The organism is Bradyrhizobium sp. AZCC 1610, assembly GCF_036924515.1.
Classification (GTDB): Bacteria; Pseudomonadota; Alphaproteobacteria; order Rhizobiales; family Xanthobacteraceae; genus Bradyrhizobium.
Genome location: NZ_JAZHRR010000001.1, coordinates 2268728 through 2295022 on the forward strand (window position 1 = coordinate 2268728; position 26295 = coordinate 2295022).

Below are 26295 nucleotides of genomic sequence, written 5' to 3' on the forward strand. Positions count from 1 at the left end.
CACCCTTGCAGAAGAGAAACGCAACCGTGGCCGTGATCGGCGCCGGAGACTACATCGGCGGCGAGATCGCCAAGAAGTTCGCCTCAGAGGGCTTCACGTTGTTCGCCGGGCGACGCAACGGCGCCAAGCTTGAGCCGTTGGTCAAGGAAATCGAGAAGGCCGGAGGCGAAATCCACGCACGCTCCCTCGATGCACGCAAGGAAGAGGAGATTATCTCCTTCCTTGGCGATGCGGACAAACACGCTCCGCTGGAGGTCTGCATCTTCAACATCGGAGCCAACGTCAACTTTCCGATTTTGGATACGACCGAACGCGTATTCCGCAAGGTCTGGGAAATGGCCTGCTATTCGGGCTTTCTCGCCGGTCGCGAGGCAGCTCGCCTGATGCTTCCCCGCGGCAAAGGCAATATCTTCTTTACCGGTGCGACAGCGAGCCTTCGCGGTGGGGCGGGATATGCGGCTTTCGCCAGCGCCAAGTTCGGCCTGCGCGCCGTTGCACAGGCGGCCGCGCGCGAGTTGGGCCCCAGGAATATCCATGTCGCGCATCTCATTATCGACTCCGGTGTCGACACCGAATGGGTGCGGCAGCGGCGAATCGAGGCGCTTGGCCCCAATGCGCTGGATGACCCCGATCTCTTGATGCCGCCATCGTCGGTCGCAGAATCCTATTGGCTGCTCTATCAGCAGCCGCGCAGCGCCTGGACCTTCGAGCTCGAGATTCGCCCGTTCGGCGAAAAGTGGTAGCGGGAGCCGTCTGCGATGGAGCTTAACCTATCCAGTGAGGAGGCTGCGTTTCGTGACGAGGTGCGCCTTCATCGCGGAGGACGACGCTGGCCCGGCATGCCGACTGGATTTTCTGCCTGGTGCGGACCGATCCTTCGGCCAAGGCTCACGCGGGCATCTCCTTCCCGTTGATCGACATGAAATCGCCCGGGGTCACCGTGCGCCTCCCTGCTGAGAATTTGATCGGAGAGGAAAACAAGGGGTGGGCTTACATGGTATTCGGTGTTGGTCGAATGGGGCGGTGAGAGGTGCGCGCTATTGGCCAGCGGCGCCGGTACTGCAGCCCTCAGCTAGTACGGCAATGCAGTGCTAGACCCGGATAAAATCGATGCAGGTAAATCAATTGAAAAAGTCGGACCTGGTTCAACTAAACAAATGCGCGATGATGAAGTGGTGCCGCTGATTTGCCCGACGTGTCAAATGCTTTCGCGGGATCGCCAAAACCATCCATGCCAGCAACCGCTTGGCTACTTTGCATGGGGTTGTTTTCGATATTTTAGTTGAGCGCGCTGCGCGCCTCCGCCGACCAAAAACAGCTTACGTGCAAAGACTCGCAGCCGCCCCGTGGCCGGTCTGCGAGAGGCGATGAACCTGTCGGCGGCGACTACGCCCTCATTGTCGCTAACCGTACTCGAGTTTTACGATTTACTTAACTTAGCGTTTGCTGCTTCCGCCCTCCGTTGCTCGGTTCTTCCTATCCGCCATGTGATTCAAATACGCCAAGATCAGCCCGAGTTCCTCATCGCTCAGCTCCTCTTCGGCAAAGCTGGGCATCCGCTGCTCGGGCCAAACCCGGACCGAGCGTGGATTTCGGATCAGCGCGCGCAAACCGGCATCGGTGAAGTACTCGGTTGGGTTCATCGGCAAATTCAGATCGGGGCCAGCCGATGCCGATCCTGCCTGGTTCATCGTGTGGCATGTGAAGCATTTGTTCACGAAAAGGGTTTGCCCGTCTCGCGCCGGATGGAGGGCAGGGAGCATGGGATCAACCGCGAGCGTGGGCCACCGCTTGGCTGGCGCGTCTTGCACCGATAAACTGACAAGTTGGTAGGGCCACATCATGGTTGGGACGGATGACGCTTGATCGCCGAGCCATACGACATAGAAGGCGCCTGCGCTCTTATCCTTACCTGGAATTGGCGGCCACGGCCTGTCGGCGGCTTCGATTGCCATATACGCGACGACGCCGTCTTTGGCGTACACCAGATCGCGAGGGAGTTGCGTCACGAAGCCGTCTTGCGCTACCGCTTCCACCACGGCATCGGGCGGAATGGCAACTCCTTCAAGCAACTTCGCGAGCGCCACGGCTCGATACGTCCGAGGAGTACGGTATGCGACATCACGCGACGTGGTGATTTCGACGACATCCGTGCGGGCAAGCAGCGCGTCCCGATCGAAGATTTGGACGCCGCCATCGGCTGACACCGTCAACGTCGGACCGGTTGCCCAAACCGATGTTGGCACTGTGAAGGAAACCAGCGAGAAAGCTAACGTGACAGCGAGCCCGATCATCATCGTAGGCATATCCGAAACATCCCTCGGACGCGGCAATGTTAGACGCACAATGCGACTATCGCAGAGTTACACCTATTCCCAACTCCTCCAGCAGCGAAGCCCAACTCTTCGAAAAAATCTCGTCTCGTGTGGGCCACTGCGTAAGGGCTCTTGACCAAAAGCGCGCCGCTTCGACTAGGCAGCCCTCGCTAAATACAAGAGTAAACAAGGTGTTGTGAACCCTATTCGCCCCCGATTTGTGGTAGCTTTCCTGACGTCCATACCTTGAACAAAGAAAGTTAAAACAGGAGGATGGGCCCGAGCAGACAATCAATCAGATCCTACGGTGCAGTCTGCAGTTTCTCTGCGAGGTCAGCTTTGCCTGAGACCGTACGAGGGGGTGCCCCAGGATAGATGTTCTCGCTCACCTCGAAGAGACGCATGACGGCTCTGTATGAGGAGGGAGAGACGATCATGATCAAGGTGAATGTTAATGGCCAGGAACTGAACTGGGATGGCGATCCTGATCTTCCGCTACTGTGGTTTATCCGTGACGAAGTGGGCCTGACGGGCACCAAGTTCGGCTGCGGCCAGGCCCTCTGCGGTTCATGCACCGTCATCGTCAAGCAGGCGGTGCGCGCCTGCATCACCTCCGTGTCCGACGTCCGCGGCCGCGAGGTAACCACTATCGAAGGCCTTCATCCAACTGGCGATCACCCGGTGCAAAAGGCATGGCGGCAGCTCAATGTGCCGCAATGCGGCTTTTGCCAGACCGGCCAGATCATGCAGGCAGCGGCGCTGTTGATGGATAATCCAAAACCGTCGCACGACCAGATCCGCGAATCCCTGTCCGGGAATATCTGCCGGTGCGGCTGCTACCAGCGCATCGAAAACGCGGTCCATCTCGCATCGACGGGGGTGTGACATGAATATCCTCACCAATCCCAGCAAGCTTCGCGGCTTCGAGAAGCACATCAAAATCGAGAACGTTTCGCGTCGCAGCATCCTCAAGGGTCTCGGCCTCGCCGGCGGGTTCGTGCTGGCCGCCCCCGTGATGACGCGTACGGCCTTTGCATATGAGACCGGCGCCAGTCAGATGCCGCACGGAACCGTGGTGGATCCGCGCGTGTTCGTCGCCATCGCGCCGGATGGAATCGTCACCGTCGTCGCGCACCGCGCCGAGATGGGAACCGGTGTGCGCACCAGCCTGCCCCTGATCGTCGCCGAAGAGATGGAGGCCGACTGGAAGCGCGTTCGGGTCCAGCAGGCGCATGGCGACGAGGTCAAGTTCGGCAACCAGGATACCGACGGCTCGCGCAGCACGCGGCACTACCTGATGCCGATGCGCCAGATCGGCGCGTCGGCCCGCACGATGCTCGAGCAGGCCGCAGCGAAACGCTGGGGCGTGCCGGCGAGCGAAGTGAAGGCCGTCAATCACGAAGTCATCCATAGCGCCAGCGGTCGCAAGCTCGGCTTTGGTGAATTGGCCGCTGACGCCGCAAAGCAGTCGGTGCCGAGCGTCGAGGGCCTCAAGCTTAAGGACCCCAAGGACTTCCGCTATCTCGGCAAGGGCGAGATCGGGATCGTCGACCTCCACGACATCACGACGGGCGCGGCCCGTTACGGTGCAGACGTGCGGCTACCCGGCATGAAATATGCCGTCATCGCCCGGCCGCCAGTGACCGGCGGCAAGGCCGTGTCGTTTGACGGGGCGGAGGCGATGAAGGTTTCCGGCGTCGAGAAGGTGTTGGAAGTGAAGGGCTGGCCGTGGCCCTCGAAATTCCAGCCGCTCGGCGGCGTCGCCGTCATTGCCCGCAACACCGGCGCGGCGATCAAGGGCCGCGACGCCCTGAAGATCGTCTGGGACGATGGCGCCAACGGCAAATACGACTCGGTCGCTTACCGGGCCGAACTGGAGGCAGCCGCGCGGAAGCCCGGCCTGGTGGTACGCAAGGAGGGGGACGTAGAAGCCGCCTTGAAGGGCGCCGACAAGGTGATCGTAGGCGAGTACTATCTGCCGCATCTCGCCCATGTCGCCATGGAGCCGCCGGTTGCGGTCGCTGACGTCAAGGGCGACAAGGCGGAGATCTGGGGACCGGTGCAAAGCGCGGGCGGAACGCGCGAGGACGTCGCCAAGACGCTTGGCATTCCCCAGGAGAATGTCACCGTCAATGTCACCCTGCTCGGCGGCGGCTTCGGCCGCAAGTCGAAGTGCGATTTCGCCCTCGAAGCGGCCCTGCTTTCAAAGGAACTCGGCGCCCCCGTACAGGTGCAATGGACGCGGGAAGACGACGTTCGCAACGGCTTCCTGCACACCGTCTCGGTGGAACGCATCGAGGCCGGCCTCGACAAGAACGGCAAGGTGACGGCTTGGCGGCATCGCAGCGTCGCGCCGAGCATCGCCTCGACATTTGCCGCCGGTGCGGTGCATCAGGCGCCGTTCGAACTCGGCATGGGGCTGGTCGACATGCCCTTCGAGATCGCCAACGTCCAGTGCGAGAATCCGGAAGCGGCCGCGCGTACCCGGATCGGCTGGTTCCGCTCGGTGTCGAATATCCCGCGCGCCTTCGCGGTGCAGTCCATGGTCGGTGAAATCGCCCATACCACCAAACGCGACCAAAAGGATATGCTGCTGGAGCTGATCGGCGTGCCGCGGATCCTCAACCTCACCTCGGTGAAGGATCTGTGGAACTACGGCGAGCCCTACGGCAGCTACCCGATCGATACTGGACGGCTGCGCAAGGTGGTCGAGCTGGTCGCCGACAAAGGCGGCTGGGGCCGGTCCGTCCCCAAGGGACACGGGCTCGGCATTGCCGTGCATCGCAGCTTCGTCAGCTATATCGCGACCATCGTCGAGGTGGCGGTTGACGACAAGGGCAAGCTCACTGTGCCCAGGGTCGATACCGCCATCGATTGCGGAACCTACGTCAATCCGGAGCGGATCCAGTCGCAGATCGAGGGCGCCGCGATCATGGGCCTGAGCCTTGCCAAACACGGCGCGGTCACCTTCAAGGACGGCAAGGTGCAACAGGGTAATTTCGACGATTTCCCGGTGCTCCGGATCGACGAGTCCCCGGCCGTGACGAACGTCTACATCGTGCCTGCCGGCGCCGACACGCCGCCTAGCGGCGTCGGTGAGCCGGGCGTGCCGCCCTTTGCGCCGGCGCTGATCAACGCGATCTTCGCCGCGACCGGCAAGCGCATCCGCGCCCTGCCGATCGGCAAGCAACTTGAAGCCTAAGGCGGGTTCGAACGAGGATAGAAGCGGAAGACCAAGACCAAGGCTAAGCAGCCCGAACGTCATCAGTCGGTAGCCATAAAAGAGCGGCGGGCACCTTGTCCGCCGCTCTCCCTTAGTTCCCCCCGGCAGATACCCGCCAATCACTTCTTGACGGCAAACACCCAGACGACGCCGCCCTGCGGCACGTTGTTCTCGATACCGATGTTGTTGGTCGTCAGGGCGTCCTGGATGCGCTGGGCGTCTACACCCCACCCGGACTGGATGGCGATGTACTGCGTCCCGTCCACTTCGTACGCCACCGGCATGCCCATGATGCCGGAGTTGGTCTTCTGCTCCCAAAGCAGTTCGCCTGTCTTGGCGTGGAAGGCGCGAAACATCCGGTCATTGGTACCTCCGACAAAGACGAGGTCGCCAGCGGTGACCGTCACCGAACCAAACAGGTGCGATCTGGGGAAATTATGCGACCAGACCTTCTTTCCCGTGGCCGGATCCCACGCCTGCAGCTCGCCAAAATGAGTGGCGCCGGAGCGAACCTTCAGGCCGATATCTTCGGGCTTGGTCCCGAGCCAAAGCTGACCGGGAACCAATGGCACCTTCTCGCCGGTAAAGCCGCCGCAGAAATTCTCGTTGGCGGGAACGTAGACAAAGCGGGTCTTCGGACTATAGGCCGCCGACGGCCAATCCTTGCCGCCCCATAACGACGGACAGAACTCAACCCGCTTGCCAATAACCGGCTTGTGAGCCGGATCGACAATCGGCTTGCCCGTCTCGGGCTCAATGCCCTTCCAGACGTCGGTATAGACATAAGGCCAGCCGGCTACATACTTGATGCTGTCCGGCCTGCGCTCGAGTATCCAGAAGATCGCGTTGCGTCCCGGATGGATGAGGCCCTTGAAGATGCGTCCATCCCTTTGCACGTCGACCAGCATTGGTGCATCCACCTCGTCCCAATCCCAGGAATCGTTTTGATGGTACTGGAAATAGGTTTTGATCTTGCCGCTATCCGGATCGAGCGCTAGCACCGAGGTTGTGTAGAGATTGTCGCCGGGGTGAGTATCTCCCGGCCAAGGTGCGGCGTTGCCGACGCCCCAATAAATGGTCCTGGTGTCGGGATCGTAGTTACCCGTCATCCACGCAGAGCCGCCCCCCGTTTTCCAGTCGTCGCCGCTCCACGTTTCGTTGCCAGGTTCACCTTTGCCGGGAATGGTGAAGGTCCGCCATAATTCTTTGCCGTCATTGGCATCATACGCGACGACATAGCCCCGCACGCCGAATTCACCGCCGGCGGCACCGACGATAACCTTTCCGTCAACAATGAGCGGCATCAGGGTCAGGTACTGACCCTTTTTGTAGTCCTGGACTTTGGTATCCCAGAGGACTTTGCCCGTTTTGGCATCGAGCGCGACCACATGGTCATCCGTTGTAGCCAGGTACAGCTTGTCTTGCCACAATCCCACCCCGCGGTTCGTCGGGTGCAATTGGAAGAGATCGTCGGGGAGCTGGCGTTTGTAACGCCAGTACTCATCGCCTGTCTTGGCGTTGAGGGCGATCACCTGGCCCTGTGGGGTCGCGACGAACATCACACCGTTGTTTACGATCGGCGGAGCCTCGTGCCCTTCAATCACGCCGGTCGAGAAGGTCCACACCGGCACCAGGTCTTTCACGTTCGAGGTGTTGATCTGGTCGAGTGGGCTGTATCCCTGGCCGTCATAGGTTCGGCGATAGAGCATCCAGTTGCTGGGTTCCGGGTTCTTCAGGCGGTCGGCTGTCACTGGGGCGTATTTCTCAATCGGGCCGGCAGGGGCAGCGATTGAAAACAGGCACGTGGACGCAACAAAGCTCGACAATAGCCATTGCTTTCTGGTCATGGACGTCATCTCCCTCTTTCTCTCTGCCACCCTTGGTGGTGCGATCATCTGGGGCAGGGGATCCGATGCGACCGCACCCCATCACCCTGGTTGTTGAGCACCTACCTTTCCAACGAATGTCGCAGCTATGGTGAGCGAGCCGTCGGCTATTGCCAGCGGGAGTGCCGGCAGACGCCGGGGCGCGGGCCCGAACACGACTTGCGCGCCTTCTCGCGGATTGAATTCGGAATTGTGACAAAAGCACTTGAGAACGTCTTTGTCGCCCGTCTCGGACTTCAGCCAGCCGGTGACAGAACATCCGGTGTGAGTACAGATGGCCGAATAGGCTGCGATGCCCTCAGCAGAGCGTGAGCGGGTCTCCTCATCCATTTCGCCGGGATCAAGCCTTATGACCAGGATCTCGTTCAACCGCGAGCCGTTGCGGACGACCGAAGTCTTGGGGTCTTTTGGCCAGGCGTGCAGCGGCGGTTCGCCGCGCTTCACGTCATCGGGCGCGATGACGGCGCCGACGCGTTCGCCTTCGGAGACAACAAGAAGATCGCCTTTCTTCGGCCGGTCGCTGCTGCCGGGTTGATCTTCTTGTGCCGCAGCGAACCTCCGCCCCGTCAGAAACGCTCCGGTGGCGAGCGTCGTCAAAAGAAGCGAGCGTCGCGTTTGCTTCGGACACCACATTTGTCTTCTCCAGCTCCGCTATGAGCCTGGATCTCAGTGGCGTGTAACCTCGGCGCTTGACGGCAAGGGTAATGTAGCCCGCGTCGGGAAGACGAGGTTACGCTCAGTCGTGCTACACTTCCAGAAGGCTCAGCGCGGCTTTTCACCGCTGCCTGTCGCCCCGGTCGAAGTGCCCGTGGCTGAGCCCGTTGTCGGCGGAGCAGAGTCAGTCTTCCCAGGGAGCGGGCAGAAGCACCGGGCTTTTCCTGCTCGCCAACATACCCCGACTCACCGGACTGGCGAGTCCTCCCCATCGCAGCGTCACTTCTAAGAACACCAACGCGCCGGCTCGCGATGGTTTCCTAGTTCATCCTGCTATTTTCAAGACAAGGGATGCGGCAAGGCGCGCAGCCGCGCCGCCAGTAAGATACGCAACATAGAAGGCATAAGGCCGATCCGCGTAAACATGATCCCAGCGCGAACGGCCTCAGCTGTCCTTTCTCTGACTGAAACTCGATAAGGTATTGTTGTTCTTTGATGCGACTGAGTTCTCGCAGGCCCTCACGTAGCTCACGCCCGAAGAGCCAGCAGGCTGCCTCCCGAAGATCAGACCCCGGATAGGACCGCGATTGCACGATTGAGTTGAGGATCACTACGACCCATGGAGTCCGGGTCAGCCTGGACCTCGATCGTGGGTGCGACGCCAACGCCTTCCAGCCGCTCGCCGTCGACATGCACGTCCTCGACCGCGAGCAACAGCAAGCCGCCGCCAATGAGGAATGCCGTCGCAGCGAGGACAGCTCCCTCGGTACGGGTACCGATGACCTCGCCAAGCCAGTATTTTTTGAAGCCATAGGCAAGGATCTCCTTGCCGCTGCGGGTGCCACCGTTGACAAGCATGGCGACAGGCTTGCGCCACTTCACGTTCCGGAGTTCGCTGGCACCATTGCGATCAGTGACTTGCATCGTCGGCGCTCGCGTGTTGAACAAATCAAGATACTCGGGAATCGCGCCGCCCCAGCCATCGCGCAGGTCCCAGATCAGCGCGTCGGCTTCGTTCAGCGGATTTTGCGATAGAAGATGCTCGAGCGTCCGCTGATACACGGAGCCAGCGTAACACCAGACATGAACATAGCCGATGCTTCGGCCGTTGGCCCGTATTATGCGGGCGCTGGCCTTCAAGCCGTCCAAGAACATTTTGTTGGGTTCAATATCGACTGGGGTAGCTGATATTTGCATAAGCGCGCCGCCACGACGCAGGCTCAGCACTACTTCCTTGCCAATTTTGTCGCGGAACGACCGTACCGGTTGAAATGGTGCACCGTCGGCGGAGACGATCACATCGCCAGCGAGCAGGCCGGCTTGTTGGGCCGGCGTGCGCTCTAAAACACCGGTAATCACACTGTGGCCCTGCACGTCGAGACGCGAGAGGATGCCAATGCCGGGATAGGAGATACGGCCACCCGGAAAAGCGCGTTCCAGTCCGCGTCGCCTTAGCGCACCGGCAAAGATATCGGAAAGCTGGTAGTACTCTGGTTCGTACCGTGTGTAGTAGCGGGTGTGCGAAGCATGCAGCTCGGAGTGCATGCTATTAGTGACGCTGGCAAGCGCCTCTTCGGAACTCGCCCGTGTGGCGTCTGGCAAGTAACGTTCCCGAACAGCCGACCAATCGAGCCCGTGTAGGTGCGGATCGTAGAATCGGTCTCTGACGGTCCGCCATACCTCCTCGAACGTCGCGATGCGTGCGGATACGGGCTGGGATGTAGCCGAATCCGCTGGTTCTAGCTGCTCGGCCCACGCTGGAGCCAGGGCTGATGCCGCAGCCATTGATGTTAGCCGCAAAAATTGGCGGCGCGACGGTGCTAAGTTGATTGCCTCCTTCATCGTGCAACCTTTGGAGCTCGTCGCTTCACATCAGGTTGGAACGTGATGATGAACAAGCTCTCTTCTAACTTTCATGGTGTTTGTCTGGTCAGGATGTATACTTGCCGTTTCGAGGCTCCATCCGATCGTTCGAACTGATAGTCAAATAGCATAAAGGGATCGCCAGAAAGATTGGAAGAGGTGCAAGCGCTTGTAGCGCATTTTTGAAATACCTTGGGCCATCTCGTCATGGCAGCTCGCGCCCTTTTGCGCGGCCCCACATGGCATTCTTGCGCGAGAGGATGCCTATGTTGCGGAGTGCCTGCAGCGGCCCCAGAGTGACGATGGGAGGTACGCTCATGGACATGCCTAGCAAGGATTTTGCGCTGGCGGGCAGCCTTGAGGAGCTGAAGATCAAGGGGCGGCTCGTTGTGCACGGTAGCCATCGCCCGATCCTCGTCATCTACAACCGCGGGCGCGTCTTCGCCCTCGACAACCGGTGCCCGCACATGGGCTTCCCGCTCGAGCGCGGCAGCGTCGAGGACGGCATCTTGACCTGTCACTGGCACCACGCTCGCTTCGATCTCGAAAGCGGCTGCACCTTCGACCTATGGGCGGACGACGTGCCGATATGCCCGGTCGAGGTGCGCAATGGTGATGTCTGGGTGAAGACCACGTTCACCCATGTCGATCTCGCCGCGCACTGGCATCAGCGGCTTGCGAACGGCCTCGCCCACGACCTTGGCCTCGTCATTGCCAAGGCCATGCATGGTCAGCTCGCGACCGGCGTACCGCAGGCCGAGATCGTACGGCAGGTGGCACTGTTCGGGGCGCAAAATCGCGACGGCTGGGGCGTGGGTCTTACGATTCTGACGGCACTCGCCAATCTCCTGCCTATGCTGCCGGACGAGGACGCCTATCTCGCTCTGTTCCACGGCGCACGCCGCGTGGCGGCGGACTGCGACGGCGAGGCGCCGCGGCGGGAACGCGCGCCGCTTGGAAGCCGGCCGGATCCGGCCGCGCTCAAACGCTGGCTGCGGCGTTGGACAAAAGTGCGCCATCGCGAGGCGGCCGAGCGCACCCTGCTCACGGCGGTTGCGGCCGGCTTCTCCCCGGCTGAACTCGCTGATGCCCTGTTCGCTGCCGAGACCGAGCGGGCGTTCGCCGACACCGGGCACTCGCTCGACTTCATCAACAAGGCATTCGAGTGCCTCGACCTGGTCGGCTGGCAACACGCGGCGGCTCTGCTGCCGACAGTCGTCGGTCAGATGGTATCGGCTCGTGGCGCCGAGGAATCAACTGCCTGGCGTCAGCCCGTTGACCTTGTTGCGTTGTGTGAAAAATCAAGCAACGAACTCGCGGACCTGTTCGCTGCCAGACGCGGCTCGCGTGACTGGTCGGGCCACGCCGCGCTTGCTCAAGAGCTGCTCGGTGACGATCCGGCCAGGATTGTTGACGCGCTCAAGGAAGCGATCCGCGCCGGTGCCGCTCCTGCTGACCTTGGCCAATCCCTCGCATACGCAGCAGCGCTCAGGGTGGCGCGCTTCGGCAATGCCAACGAGTACGCCGACTGGGAGACGGCGCATCACGTCTTCACCTTCGCCAACGCAGTCCACCAGATGCTGACGCGGATCGGGATTGCCAACGTCGACACTCACGTCACGGCCGTCCGCGGCGTATTGCACGGTGCGATGGCGCTCTACCTTGCTCGCTATCTCAATGTGCCGCCGGCGCGCATCCCGGGCGACGGCGGCGAGCAGCTCGGTGATCTGCCCGCGGATCCAGAGATGATCGGCGCCGCCTTGCTCGACGCCTTCGACCGGCAGAGACAGGTCGATCTCGCCGCACGCCTGGTGGCACGGCATCTCACGCTCGGCCATTCGCCGCAGGCGCTGATCGCCACGCTCGCGCATGCGGTGCTGCGCGAAGATGCGGGCTTCCATGCGTATCAGATGCTGGAGGCGGGAGTCCGGCAATTCGGCGCGTGGGGCGACACGGACGAGGGCCGGCACATCCTCATCGCGGTTGCCCGCTATCTGGCGGCCCATTCACCGACCGAACGCGCGTCACTGCAGACAGCCGATATAGCCCGCCGCTTGATGCGGGGTGGCGAGCTACATCAAGAGGCGGGATCGTCCTGACGTCACGCGCTGAGGGCGCATTAAGAGCGATCTGAAAGCAGACCTGACGCGCTGCGATCTTCGCCGCGATCCTGGTGCGCGCTTCGTCGCGTTCGATGCCTGGCAGCGTCAGCTGCAGGTGGTGGTGCATCCTGTCGGCTTCGGCTTCATCCAGCCACTACAGCTTGTAGCCGATCTGGCGCAGTAGGTCTTTCCGCCACGCAATGTCGGCGTCGGTTTCGACACCCAGCGGCGAGGCGCCATCCACCACGCCGAGCACGCCTCGGCCCAGCTCCGTTTGTGCGACGATCACCTGTGTCGGGTTGGCCGTCGCGCAATAGATGCGGCAGACCTCCGGCACCGCGCGCACCGCAGCCAGCACGTTGACGGGAAAGAACCCGTCGCCCAGAAAGATCAGGAAAGTGTGGCCGGCGCCGATGGCCAATGCGTTGTCGCGTGCGAGGGCGAGGGCGGGTTCATCATTCCCCGACCAGCGCACCAGCCGCTTGCCAGAGGCCTCGCAGAAGGCCAGCCCGAAGCGGATGCCCGGAACCGCGCCCACCAGCGCCTCGTGGAGGTCTTCCACGGTCTTGATGAAATGCGACTGGCCGAAGATGAAGTTGGCGTCGTCCGGCTTGGCGATGGGCACCACGGTGAGTTCCATGGCTGCGCTCCTGCAGGGTGAGCTACGCATTCCATGGTAGGCCGCCGGAAGGTGATTGCAAGCCGCCACAGGCGGCCGATTTCGCTGCCGCCCACGCTTCGGCTTCCTCGCGGGGCTCGAACACCTGGACCACTTCGCCGGCCGCGTTGATGGCGCGGAACATCACGGCGGCCCGCGGGGAGCGGCCATGGTCGCGGCAGCGAGTCTGCGAGCTTTCATTACCGGGAATGATGAGCGATAATCACCAGCGCGATGGAAGCGGTGCACGGAGATGGTGAGGGCCGATGCCTGAGCGTACATGCAGTCGAGAGAGCGATATCGATGCCACAAGAGCAAGCGCCCGTTTGGCCGGCCTCGACATCGACATCATTCACCGGCAATCGCCGAATGGTGATTGGGAGCAGATGTCAATTAACCTGCGGGCAACACCGTCCTTCGACGCGCTCGGGTCTTTGTTCGAGGCAGCTAACCCTTTCACGTTTTGGGTGCATGCCACGCGATTTATGTGGATGCCGTGGCTGCTCACGGCGCAGACGATGATGCTGCCGGCAGGCCAGACGCGAACACTCCCGAGCGCCGTCCACCCAGAGCGAGAGGCGCCGACGGCTAACGGTTAGCGAGCCAAAGGATCAGGGAAAGGATCACGCTGACCAGCAGCGATGTTGCGAGCGGGATATAAACGCGGAAGTTCTCGCGCTCGATGACAATGTCGCCGGGCAACCGGCCCAAGCCGACCTTGTTGATCACTGGCCATAGCAGCCCAAGCGCAACGAGCGACAAGCCGAAGATGATGAGCAGACGCGAGATCGACATTGCGCCGAGCCTACGATCACAGTGGGTGAGCCGATTGAGGGAGAGCAAGCGGGATTTGGCCTGCTGCTGTGACCGCGTCCGTCGCACGGCTCGGATGCGTCAGTATAGCGTTTTCGAGCGAAGTGGACACACGCACTTGGGCAAGCTGACACCATGATTGCGCTGTTTACGGATTTTGGGTTGCACGGCCCGTATACGGGTCAGATGAAGGCGGTGCTGCACCAGATAGCGCCGGGCATACCTGTTATCGACCTCTTCGCCGATGCGCCAGTCGGCAATCCCAGGGCATCGGCGTATCTGTTGGCGGCCTATGCGGCATGGTTTCCGGTGCGAACCGTCTTTCTCTGCGTTGTCGATCCCGGCGTCGGCGGGACGCGGCCATCCATTTTTCTCGAGGCCGATGGCCGCTGGTATATCGGCCCCGGCAACGGCTTGTTTGAGCTGATCCAGCGCAGAGCTCAAGAGACGCGCAGCTGGGACATCGACTGGAAGCCGAAGCATCTCTCGGCCAGCTTTCACGGGCGCGACCTCTTCGCCCCGGTGGCTGGCATGCTGGCGCGCGGTGATCCGCCCCCCGGCCGGCCACGTCACGATGGCGCAGATCGAAGGGCAGACTGGCCGGATGACCTCTGCGAGATCGTTTACGTCGATCACTACGGCAATGCGATGACCGGGCTGAGGGCGGCTACGCTGCCGCCCGGCGCAAGGCTCGCCGCAGTGGGTCGGGTTCTGGACCGCGCGAGGACTTTCAGTGATCTGCCGCCAGGCGCGGCTTTCTGGTATGAGAACTCCAACGGGCTTGCCGAAATTGCCGTCAATCAGGGGCGGGCGGACCGCGATCTCGGTCTTGCCATCGGCAGTCCGGTCGAGTTTGTCGCATGAACAAAGGTCTGCCGCTTTGACCCGAAGGCAATATTCGACCAAACAGCGCCCTCATCCGCATCGGCCGAAGCCGCCGCAGTGCCGCGACAAGCCGCAGGCCAGCGCTAACAGGCGCCTTGCTGAGCAGACCCGCAAGATCCTGCGCAAACACTACATGAGCAAATACCGGGTGCAGTGAAATCGCGAAGACTGAACTTTGACACAGGTCGCTCCCATTGTCCGTCGGCAGTTCTCAAACCTGCCAGGAACATCCCGCGTGTGGCTTGACTGTGCGTGTGTCGCGAAGATGGAAGTACTCCGCGACGTGGCTGCCGAGCGCGGACCGTGAAAGATGCAAGCTCTTGAAATCGCCGGTGGCTGCGCGATAATCTGTTGCTGGACGGCGCGTCGCGCCGCAGTCTCCGCGAGGATGCCGGAGGCATCCAGTACAGGCCTTAATTGTCGTCACGATCCGCTCGGCCAGGCCTCACGTCCCAACTTCATGCGGGCGCTGCGCCTCAGCCCTGTCCGGATGCAAGGACTCATGTTGCAGCTTGGTACGCCGGCCGCAGCGTCGGCGGCCTCCGCTTGGTGACCGTCGCGGCTACCGACCACCAGACGGTCCCCGACACTTCAGGGCGAGCGGTGGATTTGAGAAGTCAGCCCATTGGTCGAGGGAGGATGTGCCATGAGAGCCTCGCCAGACTATTCGCGTCGTCGCTTCCTTCATGCCGGCGCGGCCGGCGCAGCAGCAACCGTTGTCGCCGCGGCGACAACGCCCGTTCGTGCGGCCGCCGAGGCGGGTACGCAACCGCCACCCTCGACGGCGACGGCGCCGCGGATTCTGCGCAAGCCACCGCTGCCTGAATTGGAGCGCATCGCCAAATCCTACAACTTGGCTCTTAGCCGCGGCGATCTGACGTCGTTCCGCAACCTCATGGACGGCGTGCTGGCGTCGTACCGTCGCCTGGACCAGTTCGCGGAGCCGACGTTGGCGGTGAAGTACCCGCGGGACGCGGGGTTCCGTCCACCCGCCTCGGACAATCGGCTCAACGCCTGGTACTGGAGGTGCTCGATCAAAGGCGCAACTTCGGGGCCTCTCGCGGGCAAGAAAATCGCCATCAAGGACAATGTGTGCGTCGCCGGCATCCCGATGATGAACGGTTCCAACGTGCTGGAGGGCTACGTCCCCGACGTGGACGCGACGATTGTGACCCGCATCCTCGATGCCGGTGGGGAGATCGTCGGCAAGGCGGTGTGCGAGCATCTTTGCTTCTCCGGTGGCAGTCACACCTCCGACACCGGCCCCGTGCTTAACCCGCACGACCCGAAGCGATCTGCCGGAGGCTCCTCCAGTGGCAGCGCGGCCCTCGTCGTCGCCGGCGAATGCGACATGGCCATCGGGGGCGACCAGGGAGGGTCGATCCGAATTCCCAGCTCGTTCTGCGGAGCGGTTGGCCACAAGCCCACGCACGGGCTTGTGCCATACACAGGTGTCTTCCCGATTGAATTGACGCTTGATCATACCGGGCCCATTGCCCGCACCGCCGGCGATGCCGCCCGGCTTCTCGAGGTGCTCGCCGGAGCCGATGGCCTCGACCCGCGCCAACCGGCGGGACTGCGTACGGAAGCGTATACCAAGCAGCTCACCGGAGACGCCCGCGGCCTGCGGATCGGGATCGTTAAGGAAGGGTTTGGCTGGCCCAATTCCGAGCCCGATGTCGACGCCATGGTGCGCGAGGCGGCGCAGCGCCTGACCCGAGCCGGGGCAACCGTGACTGAGCTATCGATCCCCCTCCACCGCGACGGCATCCATATCTGGAACGCCATCGCTGTCGAGGGCGCCACGATGCTGATGGTCGCCGGCAACAGCATGGGAACCAACTGGAAAGGGCACTACACGACTTCGCTGCTGGACTTCTACGGCCGGAGCCGGCGGGTGCGAGCCAACGACCTTTCGGAGACCGTCAAGCTCGTTGTCCTGCTCGGCCAGTACATGCAAGATAATTATCAGGGCCGCTACTACGCGAAGGCCCAAAACCTCGCGCGCGTGCTACGCGCCGCCTACGATGAGCAACTCAAAGGCGTCGATCTCCTGCTCATGCCGACGTTACCTTTGAAGGCCACGCTACTCCCACCGCCGGACGCGAGCCGCGAGGACTACGTTGCGCGGGCACTCGAGATGATTTCCAACACTTGCCCGTTCGACGTCACTGGTCATCCTGCCGCCACGGTTCCGGCAGGCATGTCGGCAGGGCTCCCTGTTGGCATGATGCTGGTCGGACGCCACTGGGAGGACGGCACCGTGTTGCGCGCGGCTGATGCGTTCCAGATCGTCGGGTAGACAGCAGCAGCGAATAGCCGGCTAACGGCACCGCCGGGGTCCGAGGTTCGGAAACAGGAGGCTCGCGAGACGGCGAGCGACGCGGGCTGCCCTGACATCGATGCCAGGCTCGTCTGCCGAGGCGGAGTCGGGGCCTCGTGCCGGGATCATGAGGAGGTCAGGCCATGGAGATCGAACGTACTACATTTGGCACCATCACGATTGACGGGAAGACCTATGAACACGACGTAATCATTCGTCTGTGCGGCGAAGTGGCAAGGCGGAAGAAGAAGCTGTCGAAGAAGTACTACGGCACCTCGCATGTCCTCTCGAAGGACGAAGCGAAGTTCGTCTTTGAGAAGGGATGTGAGCAGCTAGTTCTAGGTTCGGGCCAGTTCGGCAATGTGCATCTATCGCCGGAAGCTGAGGCGTATTTTGCGAAAAAGGGTTGCACGGTCCTATTGCAGCCGACCCCTGAGGCGATCCATACGTTCAACAACTCTCGCGCTAAGAAGATTGGCCTTTTTCACGTTACCTGCTGAATCGGTACCTGCTGAATCGGTGAATTGCGGTCTGCATCCTCGAAGGCCTGCTACTGCAAGTAGCGCGAGCTACGCCACCGTCGGTCGCCCGCTTTCTCATTTATACCAACTGATACCCACCAACGGGTTCGGGTCGGTCAAGCCGGAACTTGTAGGACTTCCGATCCGTTGTAATGTAAGGGATGCATGTGGAATCCGTATGGCTGCTTCCCGAAGGGCGCAGCGCACAATAAGCAGGCGCGAACCAACGTGCCGGTTTTAGATAGAGACCGACATGGCCGTTGGCGGATCGTTTGACACGTTCCCCAAGCTGCTGGCGCGAAATGCCGCGCAGTTTAGCAGCCGTCCTGCGTTTCGGCACAAGGATCTCGGCATCTGGCAGACGTGGACCTGGGCCCAGGTCGCAGCGATAGTGCGCGCTTACGCTGCGGGCTTGCATCGACTTGGACTGCAGCCGGGAGACACGATCGCCATCGTTGGTTCCAACCGGCCGAAGCTCTATTGGACGCTGATGGCAGCGCAAGTGCTGCGCGCGATTCCGGTTCCGGTCTATTCGGATGCAGTGGCTGACGAGCTTGCTTATGTCCTCGCTCACGCTGACGTGAGGTTTGTTGCGGCGCAAGATCAGGAGCAGGTCGACAAGGTCTTTTCTGTATCCGACCGGGTGCCGCATCTCCACAAGGTCGTCTATGACGAGCCGCGTGGCCTCGACGACTACGACCACGACCGACTGATCGCAATCAGCGATGTCATCGAAGACGGCCGCGCCGCGCTTGCGGCCAGCGCGGCGCTCGGCAGGCAGATCGATGAGTTCACCCGGCAGGGTGAAGGTTCTGATATCTCGATCATCCTCTACACCTCGGGAACAACCGGCGCGTCGAAGGGCGTCATGCTGTCGGCGCGAGGCTGCATCGACGCTGCGACTGATACCGTCAGGTTCGACAGCCTGACCGACAAGGACGTGGCGCTCGCCTACCTGCCGCTCGCCTGGGTCGGCGATCATTACCTCAACTATGCACAGGGCATTGTCGCTGGATTCTGTATGGCGTGTCCCGAGAGCGGCGAGACGATCGAGCAGGATCGGCGCGAGATCGGACCAACCTTCTATTTCGCTCCGCCGCGTGGTTTCGAGGCCATGCTGACGCGGGTGATGATCCGCATGGAGGACGCTGCAGCCATCAAGCGGCGCATGTTCAACTACTTCCTTGGCATTGCGCGGCGGTATGGCGAGTCGATTTTGACCGGAAAGTCGGTGCCGCTGTCTGGCCGGCTGCTATATGCGGTCGGGCGTTTGATGGTCTACGAGCCCCTCAAGAACGTTCTTGGCCTGTCTCGCGTGCGCGTCGCCTATACTGCAGGTGAAGCCATCGGTCCGGATCTGTTCGCGTTCTACCGCTCGATCGGACTAAACCTGAAGCAACTGTACGGTCAGACCGAAGCGTTCCTTTACGTTACCTGCCAGCCTGACGGTGAGATCTACTCCGATACAGTCGGCCCGGCTGCACCGAACGTCGACATCCGCATTGCGGAAACAGGCGAGGTGCAGTTCCGCTCACCGGGCATGTTCGTCGGATACTTCAAGGATCAGGCGAAGTCTGCGGAGGCCATGACATCCGACGGCTACGTCAAGACCGGCGATGCCGGTTTCTTCGATGAGAAGACCGGACACCTGAAGATCATCGATCGCGCGAAGGATGTCGGTCGGCTACCTGACGGCACGATGTTTGCGCCGAAGTATCTCGAGAACAAGTTGAAGTTTTTTCCCAACATCAAGGAAGCGGTCGTTTACGGCGACTCCAGGGATTTCGTTTGTGCCTTTCTTAACATCGACCCGGTCGCTGTGGCGAACTGGGCCGAACGCAACAACATCGCATACGGTTCCTATCAGGAGCTGGCGGGGCATCCGCTCGTCTACGACATGGTGGCGAAAGATGTGGCCGAGGTGAACCGCTCTCTCGCGGAGGGAAGGGTGTTGGCGGGCGCGCAGATTCGCCGCTTTCTCATTCTGCATAAGGAACTCGACGCAGACGATGGCGAATTGACCCGCACGCAGAAAGTTCGCCGCGGATTCATCGCCGAGCGCTATGCGCCACTGATCACGGCGCTCTACGACGGTTCGCATGAAGCCGACATTTCCACCGAGGTCACCTTTGAGGACGGTCGCAAGGGCGTGATCGCGGCACGGGTTAAGATCCGCGACCTGCAAACAATTGGTGCGACAGAACCTTTGGGGAAAGCCGCATGAGGATGTCGGATACGAGCGAAATTTTGCTTCTGGTCCAGGGCGTATCACTGGCGTTTGGTGGCGTGAAAGCGTTGAGGGACGTTTCGTTTGACATCAGGAAGGGCGAAGTTCGCGCCATCATCGGACCGAACGGCGCCGGAAAAACTTCGATGCTCAACGTCATCAACGGCTTCTATCATCCCAATCACGGCGCGATCACCTTCAAGGGACGGACCCGCGCCCAGATGCAGCCGTTCGAGGCGTCCCGTGGCGGCATCGCGCGCACCTTTCAAAACGTCGCACTGTTCAAGGGAATGAGCGCGCTCGACAATATTATGGCCGGCCGCACATTGAGGATGCGCCGGGGCCTTCTGTGGCAGATGCTGCGCTACGGCCCTGCGCTGGCGGAGGAGATCGAGCATCGGCACCGGGTCGAGGAGATCATAGATTTTCTGGAGATTGAGGCGATCCGCAAGGTGCCGGTTGCGCGTTTGCCATATGGCCTGCAGAAACGCGTCGAACTCGGCCGTGCCCTTGCGATGGAGCCGGATCTTCTTCTCCTCGACGAGCCGATGGCAGGCATGAACCTCGAGGAGAAGGAGGACATGTCGCGGTTCATCATCGACGTGAACAATCATTACGGCACGACTATTGCGCTGATCGAGCACGACATGGCTGTGGTGATGGATCTCTCCCATCGCGTGGCGGTGCTCGATCACGGCGTGAAGATCGCTGACGGCACCCCGGATGAGGTCAAGAAGAATCAGGGCGTGATCGACGCCTATCTCGGCGTCGCGCATTAAGGAGCGTTGCGTGATCGCGTTGGGTCAATTTCTTGAAGTTCTGATCGGCGGATTGATGTCCGGCGTTCTGTATTCGCTGGTCGCGCTCGGCTTCGTGTTGATCTTCAAGGCATCCGGCGTCTTTAACTTTGCGCAAGGTGCAATGGTATTGCTCGCCGGGCTTGCGCTGGTTCGCTCGCTCGACCTGCTGGTGGCATGGGGTTTCCCGCTTTGGGCTGCGATCATCTTCGGCATTGGCTTCGCTGCCGTGATCATGGCGATAACCGCCTGGCTGATCGAGCGGTTCGTGATCGGACCTCTTGTCAACCAGGACGGCCTCACGCTGTTCATGTCCACCATCGGCGTGACATTCATCCTCGAGGGTGCGGCGCAGATGATCTTCGGTTCCGATGCTTACCCTTTGCGGCTGTTTCCGACGGACGCCTGGTTCCTGTTTGAAAATCTCTTTCCCGGTGGAATTCTGGTCAACAAGCTGGATGTTTGGGGCGCCTTTATCGCCGGCATTCTGGTCGCGGGTCTCGCGATCTTCTTCCAGCGAACCAAGACCGGTCGCGCACTCAGGGCGGTTGCCGACGACCACTTGGCCGCGCAGTCGGTCGGGATTCCAATCAGCTGGATCTGGTTCGTGGTCTGGCTTGCTGCTGGTCTCGTTGCGCTGGTTGCGGCGACTGTGTGGGGTACCAAGCTGGGCGTACAGTTCTCCATTACCTTTCTCGCGCTGAAGGCCTTGCCTGTTCTCATCATCGGGGGCTTGACCTCCATTCCGGGAGCCATCGTCGGCGGGCTCATTGTAGGGGCGGGCGAGAAGATCGCCGAGGTGTTCCTGGGGTCGCATATTGGTGGCGGTATCGAATATTGGTTCGCCTATGTGCTGGCGTTGGCGGTGCTGCTCGTGCGGCCGCAGGGGCTGCTCGGCGAGCGGATCATCGAACGTGTCTGAGACGAGGAGCTAGTCGTGCTTTATCGCGAGGCAGGCCAATTCAAGACGACCTACGCGGAGGACATGGCGATTTTCCCGATCCGCCAGGATCGTATTGCGCTCGGTATCCTGCTCGCTATCGCCTTCATCGGAGTGCCGCTGCTGGCCGACTTCGACATTTGGCCGTTCGGCAGCGACTATCTGCTTCGCGCCATTCTGCTGCCCTTCCTGATCCTCGCGCTCGCGGCTATCGGCGTAAACATTCTTGTCGGCTATTGCGGCCAGATCTCGCTCGGCAGCGGCGCGTTCATGGCCATCGGCGCCTACTCTGCCTACAAGTTGGGGACCGGCGTTCATATTCCGCTTGCCTGGCTTGGCTTCGCGATTTCGATTCCGCCGTTGCCCGTACTGTTATCTATTTTGCTCGGCGGGCTCGTGGCGGCGGTTGTCGGCATCCTCTTCGGTGTTCCCAGTCTGCGGATCAAGGGCCTCTATCTGGCTGTTGCAACACTCGCAGCGCAGTTCTTCTTTGACTGGGTGTTCCTGCGGGTGTCGTGGTTCACCAATTATGCGCCGTCAGGGTCGGTCAATGCACCGACACTGGATTTCTTCGGTCTGAACGTAGGCACGCCGATCGAGCGCTATATGCTGTGCCTGATCTTCGTAACCGTGTTCGCGGTTCTGGCGAAGAACCTCGTTCGCGGCAATCTCGGCAGACAATGGATGGCGATCCGCGACATGGACATCGCCGCTGAGTTGATCGGTATCCGGCCGCTCTATGCAAAGCTCACGGCTTTCGCGGTTTCTTCATTTATCATCGGCGTGGCGGGCGCACTCTGGGCGTTCGTCTATCTGGGCTCATGGGAGCCGCTCGCGTTCTCGATCGATCGATCGCTGCAGCTGCTGTTCATGGTGATCATCGGCGGGCTGGGATCGATTATGGGTTCGTTCGTAGGTGCGGCCTTTATCCTCATTCTGCCGATCCTGCTGAACCTGATTCCGTCCGAGCTCGGCGTGCCGCTGTCGACAGAAACGATCACCCACCTGGAATTCATCATCTTTGGATCGTTAATCTGCTATTTTCTCATCAAGGAGCCACATGGATTTGCCCGGCTCATATCGATTGGCAAGGAGAAGCTCAGACTTTGGCCGTTTCCCTATTGAAGAGCAATCGGGCTGAGGTCGCACGCGGGTGACGGAGTTTGGTAGAAGGAGTGAGGAAGCAAAGCCCCCGCGACACAAAAGAGGGGCTCAGAGAGGAGGACATCAATCATGCTACGCAACAAACTGATGCTGGCCGCAGCCATCCTTTCGGGCGGGGCATTTGCCTCTCCTGCTGCAGCCCAGAACGAGCAGTTCATCCCGATACTATCCTACAGGACGGGCGCGTACGCCGTGAATGGCGTGCCGTACGCAAACGGCGTGGCCGACTATTACAACCTTGTCAACGAGCGCGACGGCGGCATCAATGGCGTCAAGCTTTTGGTCGAGGAATGCGAAACCGGCTACGCCACCGACAAGGGCGTTGAATGTTACGAGCGCCTCAAAGGGAGGGGCCCGACCGGCGCGGCCTTCATCAATCCGCTGTCGACCGGCATTACATTCGCCCTCACCGAAAAGACCGCGACCGACAAGATCCCGATTATCACGATGGGCTATGGCCGCGCCGATTCCAAGAACGGAGCCGTGTTCGCGTACAATTTTCCGCTGCTCGGCACGTACTGGTCCGCAGCCGATATCGCGATCCAGCACATCGCCAAGGAGGTCGGCGGTTTCGACAAGCTGAAAGGCAAGAAGATTTCGCTGCTCTATCACGACAGCCCTTACGGCAAGGAGCCGATCCCGATGCTGCAGGTGCTGGCAAAGAAGAACGGCTTCGAGTTTACGCCGATCCCAGTCACGCACCCCGGTGTCGAACAGAAGTCGCAATGGCTGGCGATCCGCCAAAACCGGCCGGACTATGTCCTGGTCTGGGGCTGGGGCGTCATGAACGGCACGGCAGTCAAGGAAGCGGCGGCCGTTGCCTATCCGCGCGAAAAGATGATCGGTGTGTGGTGGTCAGGCGCAGAGCCGGACGTGACGCCGGCAGGCGATCAAGCCACTGGCTACAAGGCGCTGATGCTTCAGCATGGCGCAGGCAAATTCCCCGTGCATGCTGACATAGAGAAGCACGTCTATGCGAAGGGCAAGGGGGCCTCGGAGCCTGGCAAGGTCGGCGAAGTTCTCTATAACCGCGGCATGGTGAATGCCATGCTCGGCGTGGAGGCGATCCGGAAGGCGCAGGAAAAGTTCGGCAAGAAGCCGCTGACGGGCGAGCAGGTCCGCTGGGGTCTTGAGAACCTCAACCTCTCTGAAGCACGCATTAAGGAAATGGGCTTCGAGGGCATGTTGAAGCCGATCAAGATTTCCTGCTCCGACCACGAGGGCGCGCGGGACGGGCGCGTACAGCAGTGGGACGGCAAGGGCTGGAAAATCATCTCCGACTGGTACACGGCCAACCAGTCCGACACCGAACCACTCGTCAATGATATTTCCTCGAAATATGCCGCGGAGAAGAACATCCAGCCGCGCGACTGCTCGAAAGAAAGCTGAACGCTTCCCGGCGATCCGGGAGGAGCGTCTCCTCCCGGATCCTTCGAAAGCTGCAACCGTTTGGAGAGGACCGCGTGTCAATCCCCAAGGCTTCTGCCCCCAAGGATTCTACGGCGACAGAAGCGGCAGCGCCGTTTCTGTCGGTCAATAACATCGAGGTGGTCTACAGTCACGTCATCCTCGTGTTGAAGGGGGTATCGCTGGATGTGCCGCGGGGCGGAATTGTCGCGCTTCTCGGCGCCAATGGCGCGGGCAAGACAACGACGCTGAAGGCGGTCTCCAATCTGCTGCATGCGGAGCGCGGCGAGGTCACCAAGGGCTCGATCCTGTTCGACGGCGTCGAAGTGCAGTCCCTGTCGCCAAACGAGGTGGTGCGGCGCGGCTGCATTCAGGTGATGGAGGGACGGCGTTGCTTCGCTCACCTCACGGTCGAAGAGAATCTCCTGACCGGCGCCTTCACACGTAGGGACGGCAAGGCCGCGATCGCGCAGGATCTGGAGCGAGTCTATGCCTATTTCCCCCGTCTCGGGGAGCGGCGTAGTTCGACCGCCGGCTATACGTCCGGCGGCGAACAGCAGATGTGTGTGATCGGCCGTGCGCTGATGTCGCGCCCGAAGATGATCCTGCTCGACGAGCCTTCGATGGGCCTCGCGCCGCAGATAGTCGAAGAGATCTTCGAGATCGTGAGGGATCTGAACGTCAAGGAAGGTGTCTCGTTTCTTCTCGCCGAGCAGAACACCAATATGGCACTCAAATACGCCAACCACGGATATATCCTCGAAAATGGCCGCGTGGTGATGGATGGCGAGGCCAGGGCGCTCGCTGCGAATGAGGACGTCAAGGAATTTTATCTTGGTGTCGCCGGGGAGAAGCGAAAATCATTCCGCGATGTGAAGCACTACAAGCGGCGCAAACGCTGGCTCATTTAGGCAGTGGCGCCAAGCGATCGGCGCGCGTTGAATGGCTCGCCGCGCGAGGCGCGGCGCAAGACCAGACTGTGGTTTTGTCTCGCACCGGCATCCGATCAGTGCGACATCAATGTCGGTTTGGTCATCGAGGCAAGCATACCACGTGTCGTTCCGCCAAGAATAAATTCCCGCAGCCGGGAATGCCCGTACCCGCCCATGACAATGAGGTCGGCACCTGTATCGGCTGCATATGACAGAATTGCATTGGAAACATCGATCTTGCTGACGGGAATGCGCTCAATGGTGGCGTTTACTCCGTGACGGGTCAGGTGGATCGCGATATCCGCACCCGGAAGGTCTGCGCTTTTGGCGCTCTGAGTGTCCGCAACAACAATACTCGTCGTGCCGGAGCGGGTAAGAAACGGCATGGCATCGGCGACCGCTCGGGCGGCTGCCCGGCTGCCATCCCAGCACACCATGACATGATCGAGTTTGAGGCGATCCTGCTGAATAAAAGGTACGATGAGCACCGGTCTTCCGGATTCGAACAGCGCCGCCTCAATAACGATATTCGTTCGATGATCCCGGTCCCTTTCAAACTGGCCAATGACGGAAAGATCGAATCGTCTTGCGATATGCGCAAACTGGGTTGGTACGTCGCCAATGTCAGCTTCAATCCTGCGTGTCTCGGCTGAAACGCCGGCGCGACGCGTCGCCTCGTCAAACGAGGTGGCCACGGACTCTGCGTGTTCTCGGGCTTCAGCTTGCTGTGCTCGAATAAAGTTAGCCGACAGGTCAACGCCACCGACTATTGCCGGATAGAAGGAGGTCCCCACGACGTGTGCGCCGAAGGTCTCCGCAACCGATACAGCGTAATTGGAAACGCCATCTTGCGATGTCCCGTAAGACAGGTTGACAAGAATATCTTTGATCATGGGTCTGCCTCCAGTTAGGTGATCGCGCATCTACGCGTGTGCACTTCGACTTTCGTGTGCACGCTGTGTGTGCACTGAGAATGCGAAAGCGCGATTGTCGCTTCCAATCTGGACCTATTTGATCCTAGAAGAACTAGGATGCCGATGCTTGGTCGCGCGAAAATTTTTCAGTCGGTCCAATCACATCGGATCGAGTGGAGGCAAGATAGATCAATGAAATGAACGACTTACACTGGAAATTATCTACAGCGCCCATGATGGATTGGAGTGAGAGTTCAACTCTTTCAACTAGTTGGAAGGCGTGTGCACGACGTGTGCACCGGGAGATCTAGAAAAATCAATTGAATGCAAGCGGCGGTCGTTCGTTGGATTGATGTGACGTCCGCAGAAGCCGCGCGGCCTAGGCGGCATAGAGACAAGTCGTTTGTGCACCTCCCATCGTTGCGAAATAACCTTCAGCGTCCCGAGCGCACAAAGTACTTTGGTACGTCTCGCGAAGCGGACACAATCCGCTTCCTCCGCGAAGGTGTCCGGGATCCACGGCAAGGTACCACTGCCCACATCCGAACGGGCGTAACCGATATCATGTCAACCGTCCGAACGTTTGCGATCCGAATTGGCGACTCGGCTTTTGGCTTGCCGAGGTGACATTCTCTCTTGAGTGCGGCAGGCGTCCGTCCAGTCGGCGCGCA

Annotated in this window: 21 protein-coding genes and 1 pseudogene; 15 read left to right on the forward strand and 7 right to left on the reverse strand. The window is 60.8% G+C overall.

Annotated features, from left to right (window positions below; translation table 11 throughout):
• Positions 1-5 precede the first annotated feature (5 nt).
• Both V1279_RS10815 and V1279_RS10820 read left to right on the forward strand, forming a co-directional pair.
• On the forward strand, positions 6-743 hold the full coding sequence (locus V1279_RS10815; protein ID WP_334435188.1) for an SDR family oxidoreductase: 738 nt from the start codon (positions 6-8) through the stop codon (positions 741-743).
• An 80-nt stretch (positions 744-823) separates the two neighbouring features.
• Positions 824-1012: pseudogene (locus tag V1279_RS10820) on the forward strand (pimeloyl-CoA dehydrogenase large subunit); the annotation flags it as partial.
• Between the two features lie 424 nt (positions 1013-1436).
• Here the strand turns inward: V1279_RS10820 and V1279_RS10825 are convergent.
• Positions 1437-2297 (reverse strand): c-type cytochrome, encoded by an 861-nt coding sequence (locus V1279_RS10825; protein WP_334435191.1) that lies wholly within the window; start codon positions 2295-2297, stop codon positions 1437-1439.
• 453 nt (positions 2298-2750) lie between these two features.
• On the opposite strand from V1279_RS10825, the gene V1279_RS10830 reads away from it, so the two are divergent.
• Positions 2751-3200: a (2Fe-2S)-binding protein gene (locus V1279_RS10830; protein ID WP_334435194.1), complete on the forward strand. Its 450-nt coding sequence runs from the start codon at positions 2751-2753 to the stop codon at positions 3198-3200.
• A gap of 1 nt (position 3201) precedes the next feature.
• Positions 3202-5517, forward strand: a complete 2316-nt coding sequence (locus V1279_RS10835) for a xanthine dehydrogenase family protein molybdopterin-binding subunit (protein ID WP_334435197.1) — start codon at positions 3202-3204, stop codon at positions 5515-5517.
• Between the two features lie 140 nt (positions 5518-5657).
• Here V1279_RS10835 and V1279_RS10840 read toward each other — a convergent pair whose 3' ends face one another.
• From V1279_RS10840 to V1279_RS10850, 3 genes are all read right to left on the reverse strand, one after another.
• Positions 5658-7385 (reverse strand): methanol/ethanol family PQQ-dependent dehydrogenase, encoded by a 1728-nt coding sequence (locus tag V1279_RS10840; RefSeq protein WP_334435200.1) that lies wholly within the window; start codon positions 7383-7385, stop codon positions 5658-5660.
• Positions 7386-7466: 81 nt separating this feature from the next.
• Positions 7467-8057, reverse strand: coding sequence for a ubiquinol-cytochrome c reductase iron-sulfur subunit (locus V1279_RS10845; RefSeq protein ID WP_442894752.1), 591 nt, complete (start codon positions 8055-8057; stop codon positions 7467-7469).
• Between the two features lie 585 nt (positions 8058-8642).
• On the reverse strand, positions 8643-9920 hold the full coding sequence (locus tag V1279_RS10850) for a S41 family peptidase (protein ID WP_334435205.1): 1278 nt from the start codon (positions 9918-9920) through the stop codon (positions 8643-8645).
• A gap of 338 nt (positions 9921-10258) precedes the next feature.
• Here V1279_RS10850 and V1279_RS10855 point away from each other — a divergent pair, with 338 nt between their 5' ends.
• Positions 10259-12040, forward strand: coding sequence for a Rieske (2Fe-2S) protein (locus V1279_RS10855; RefSeq protein WP_334435207.1), 1782 nt, complete (start codon positions 10259-10261; stop codon positions 12038-12040).
• A 157-nt stretch (positions 12041-12197) separates the two neighbouring features.
• On the opposite strand, the gene V1279_RS10860 is transcribed toward V1279_RS10855, so the two are convergent.
• Complete coding sequence (locus V1279_RS10860; protein WP_334435210.1) at positions 12198-12683, reverse strand: adenosine-specific kinase; 486 nt, start codon at positions 12681-12683, stop codon at positions 12198-12200.
• Between the two features lie 284 nt (positions 12684-12967).
• Here V1279_RS10860 and V1279_RS10865 point away from each other — a divergent pair, with 284 nt between their 5' ends.
• Positions 12968-13300, forward strand: a complete 333-nt coding sequence (locus V1279_RS10865) for a hypothetical protein (protein WP_334435213.1) — start codon at positions 12968-12970, stop codon at positions 13298-13300.
• On the opposite strand, the gene V1279_RS10870 is transcribed toward V1279_RS10865, so the two are convergent.
• A complete protein-coding gene (locus V1279_RS10870; protein WP_442894753.1) occupies positions 13290-13496 on the reverse strand; it encodes a DUF2905 domain-containing protein in 207 nt (68 codons plus the stop codon). The genes V1279_RS10865 and V1279_RS10870 overlap by 11 nt on opposite strands.
• A 153-nt stretch (positions 13497-13649) precedes the next feature.
• Here V1279_RS10870 and V1279_RS10875 point away from each other — a divergent pair, with 153 nt between their 5' ends.
• From V1279_RS10875 to V1279_RS10915, 9 genes are all read left to right on the forward strand, one after another.
• Positions 13650-14378: an SAM hydrolase/SAM-dependent halogenase family protein gene (locus V1279_RS10875; RefSeq protein ID WP_334435216.1), complete on the forward strand. Its 729-nt coding sequence runs from the start codon at positions 13650-13652 to the stop codon at positions 14376-14378.
• A gap of 667 nt (positions 14379-15045) precedes the next feature.
• Entirely contained in the window at positions 15046-16701 is a 1656-nt protein-coding gene (locus V1279_RS10880; RefSeq protein ID WP_334435219.1) for an amidase, read from the forward strand.
• A 164-nt stretch (positions 16702-16865) separates the two neighbouring features.
• Positions 16866-17222, forward strand: coding sequence for an Mth938-like domain-containing protein (locus tag V1279_RS10885; RefSeq protein ID WP_334435222.1), 357 nt, complete (start codon positions 16866-16868; stop codon positions 17220-17222).
• Between the two features lie 274 nt (positions 17223-17496).
• Positions 17497-19467 (forward strand): AMP-binding protein, encoded by a 1971-nt coding sequence (locus tag V1279_RS10890; protein ID WP_334435226.1) that lies wholly within the window; start codon positions 17497-17499, stop codon positions 19465-19467.
• Positions 19464-20249 carry an ABC transporter ATP-binding protein gene (locus V1279_RS10895; protein WP_334435229.1) on the forward strand — a complete coding sequence of 262 codons (786 nt, stop codon included), beginning with the start codon at positions 19464-19466 and terminating at the stop codon, positions 20247-20249. The genes V1279_RS10890 and V1279_RS10895 overlap by 4 nt, the downstream gene beginning before the upstream one ends.
• A gap of 10 nt (positions 20250-20259) precedes the next feature.
• Positions 20260-21189: a branched-chain amino acid ABC transporter permease gene (locus tag V1279_RS10900; protein WP_334435232.1), complete on the forward strand. Its 930-nt coding sequence runs from the start codon at positions 20260-20262 to the stop codon at positions 21187-21189.
• 15 nt (positions 21190-21204) lie between these two features.
• The gene (locus tag V1279_RS10905) at positions 21205-22332 is read left to right on the forward strand and encodes a branched-chain amino acid ABC transporter permease (protein ID WP_334435235.1); all 1128 of its coding nucleotides are present in this window, start codon (positions 21205-21207) and stop codon (positions 22330-22332) included.
• A gap of 108 nt (positions 22333-22440) precedes the next feature.
• Complete coding sequence (locus V1279_RS10910; RefSeq protein ID WP_334435238.1) at positions 22441-23760, forward strand: ABC transporter substrate-binding protein; 1320 nt, start codon at positions 22441-22443, stop codon at positions 23758-23760.
• Between the two features lie 80 nt (positions 23761-23840).
• Positions 23841-24689 carry an ABC transporter ATP-binding protein gene (locus V1279_RS10915; RefSeq protein WP_334446326.1) on the forward strand — a complete coding sequence of 283 codons (849 nt, stop codon included), beginning with the start codon at positions 23841-23843 and terminating at the stop codon, positions 24687-24689.
• A gap of 95 nt (positions 24690-24784) precedes the next feature.
• On the opposite strand, the gene V1279_RS10920 is transcribed toward V1279_RS10915, so the two are convergent.
• On the reverse strand, positions 24785-25603 hold the full coding sequence (locus tag V1279_RS10920; protein WP_334435240.1) for a universal stress protein: 819 nt from the start codon (positions 25601-25603) through the stop codon (positions 24785-24787).
• Positions 25604-26295 lie beyond the last annotated feature (692 nt).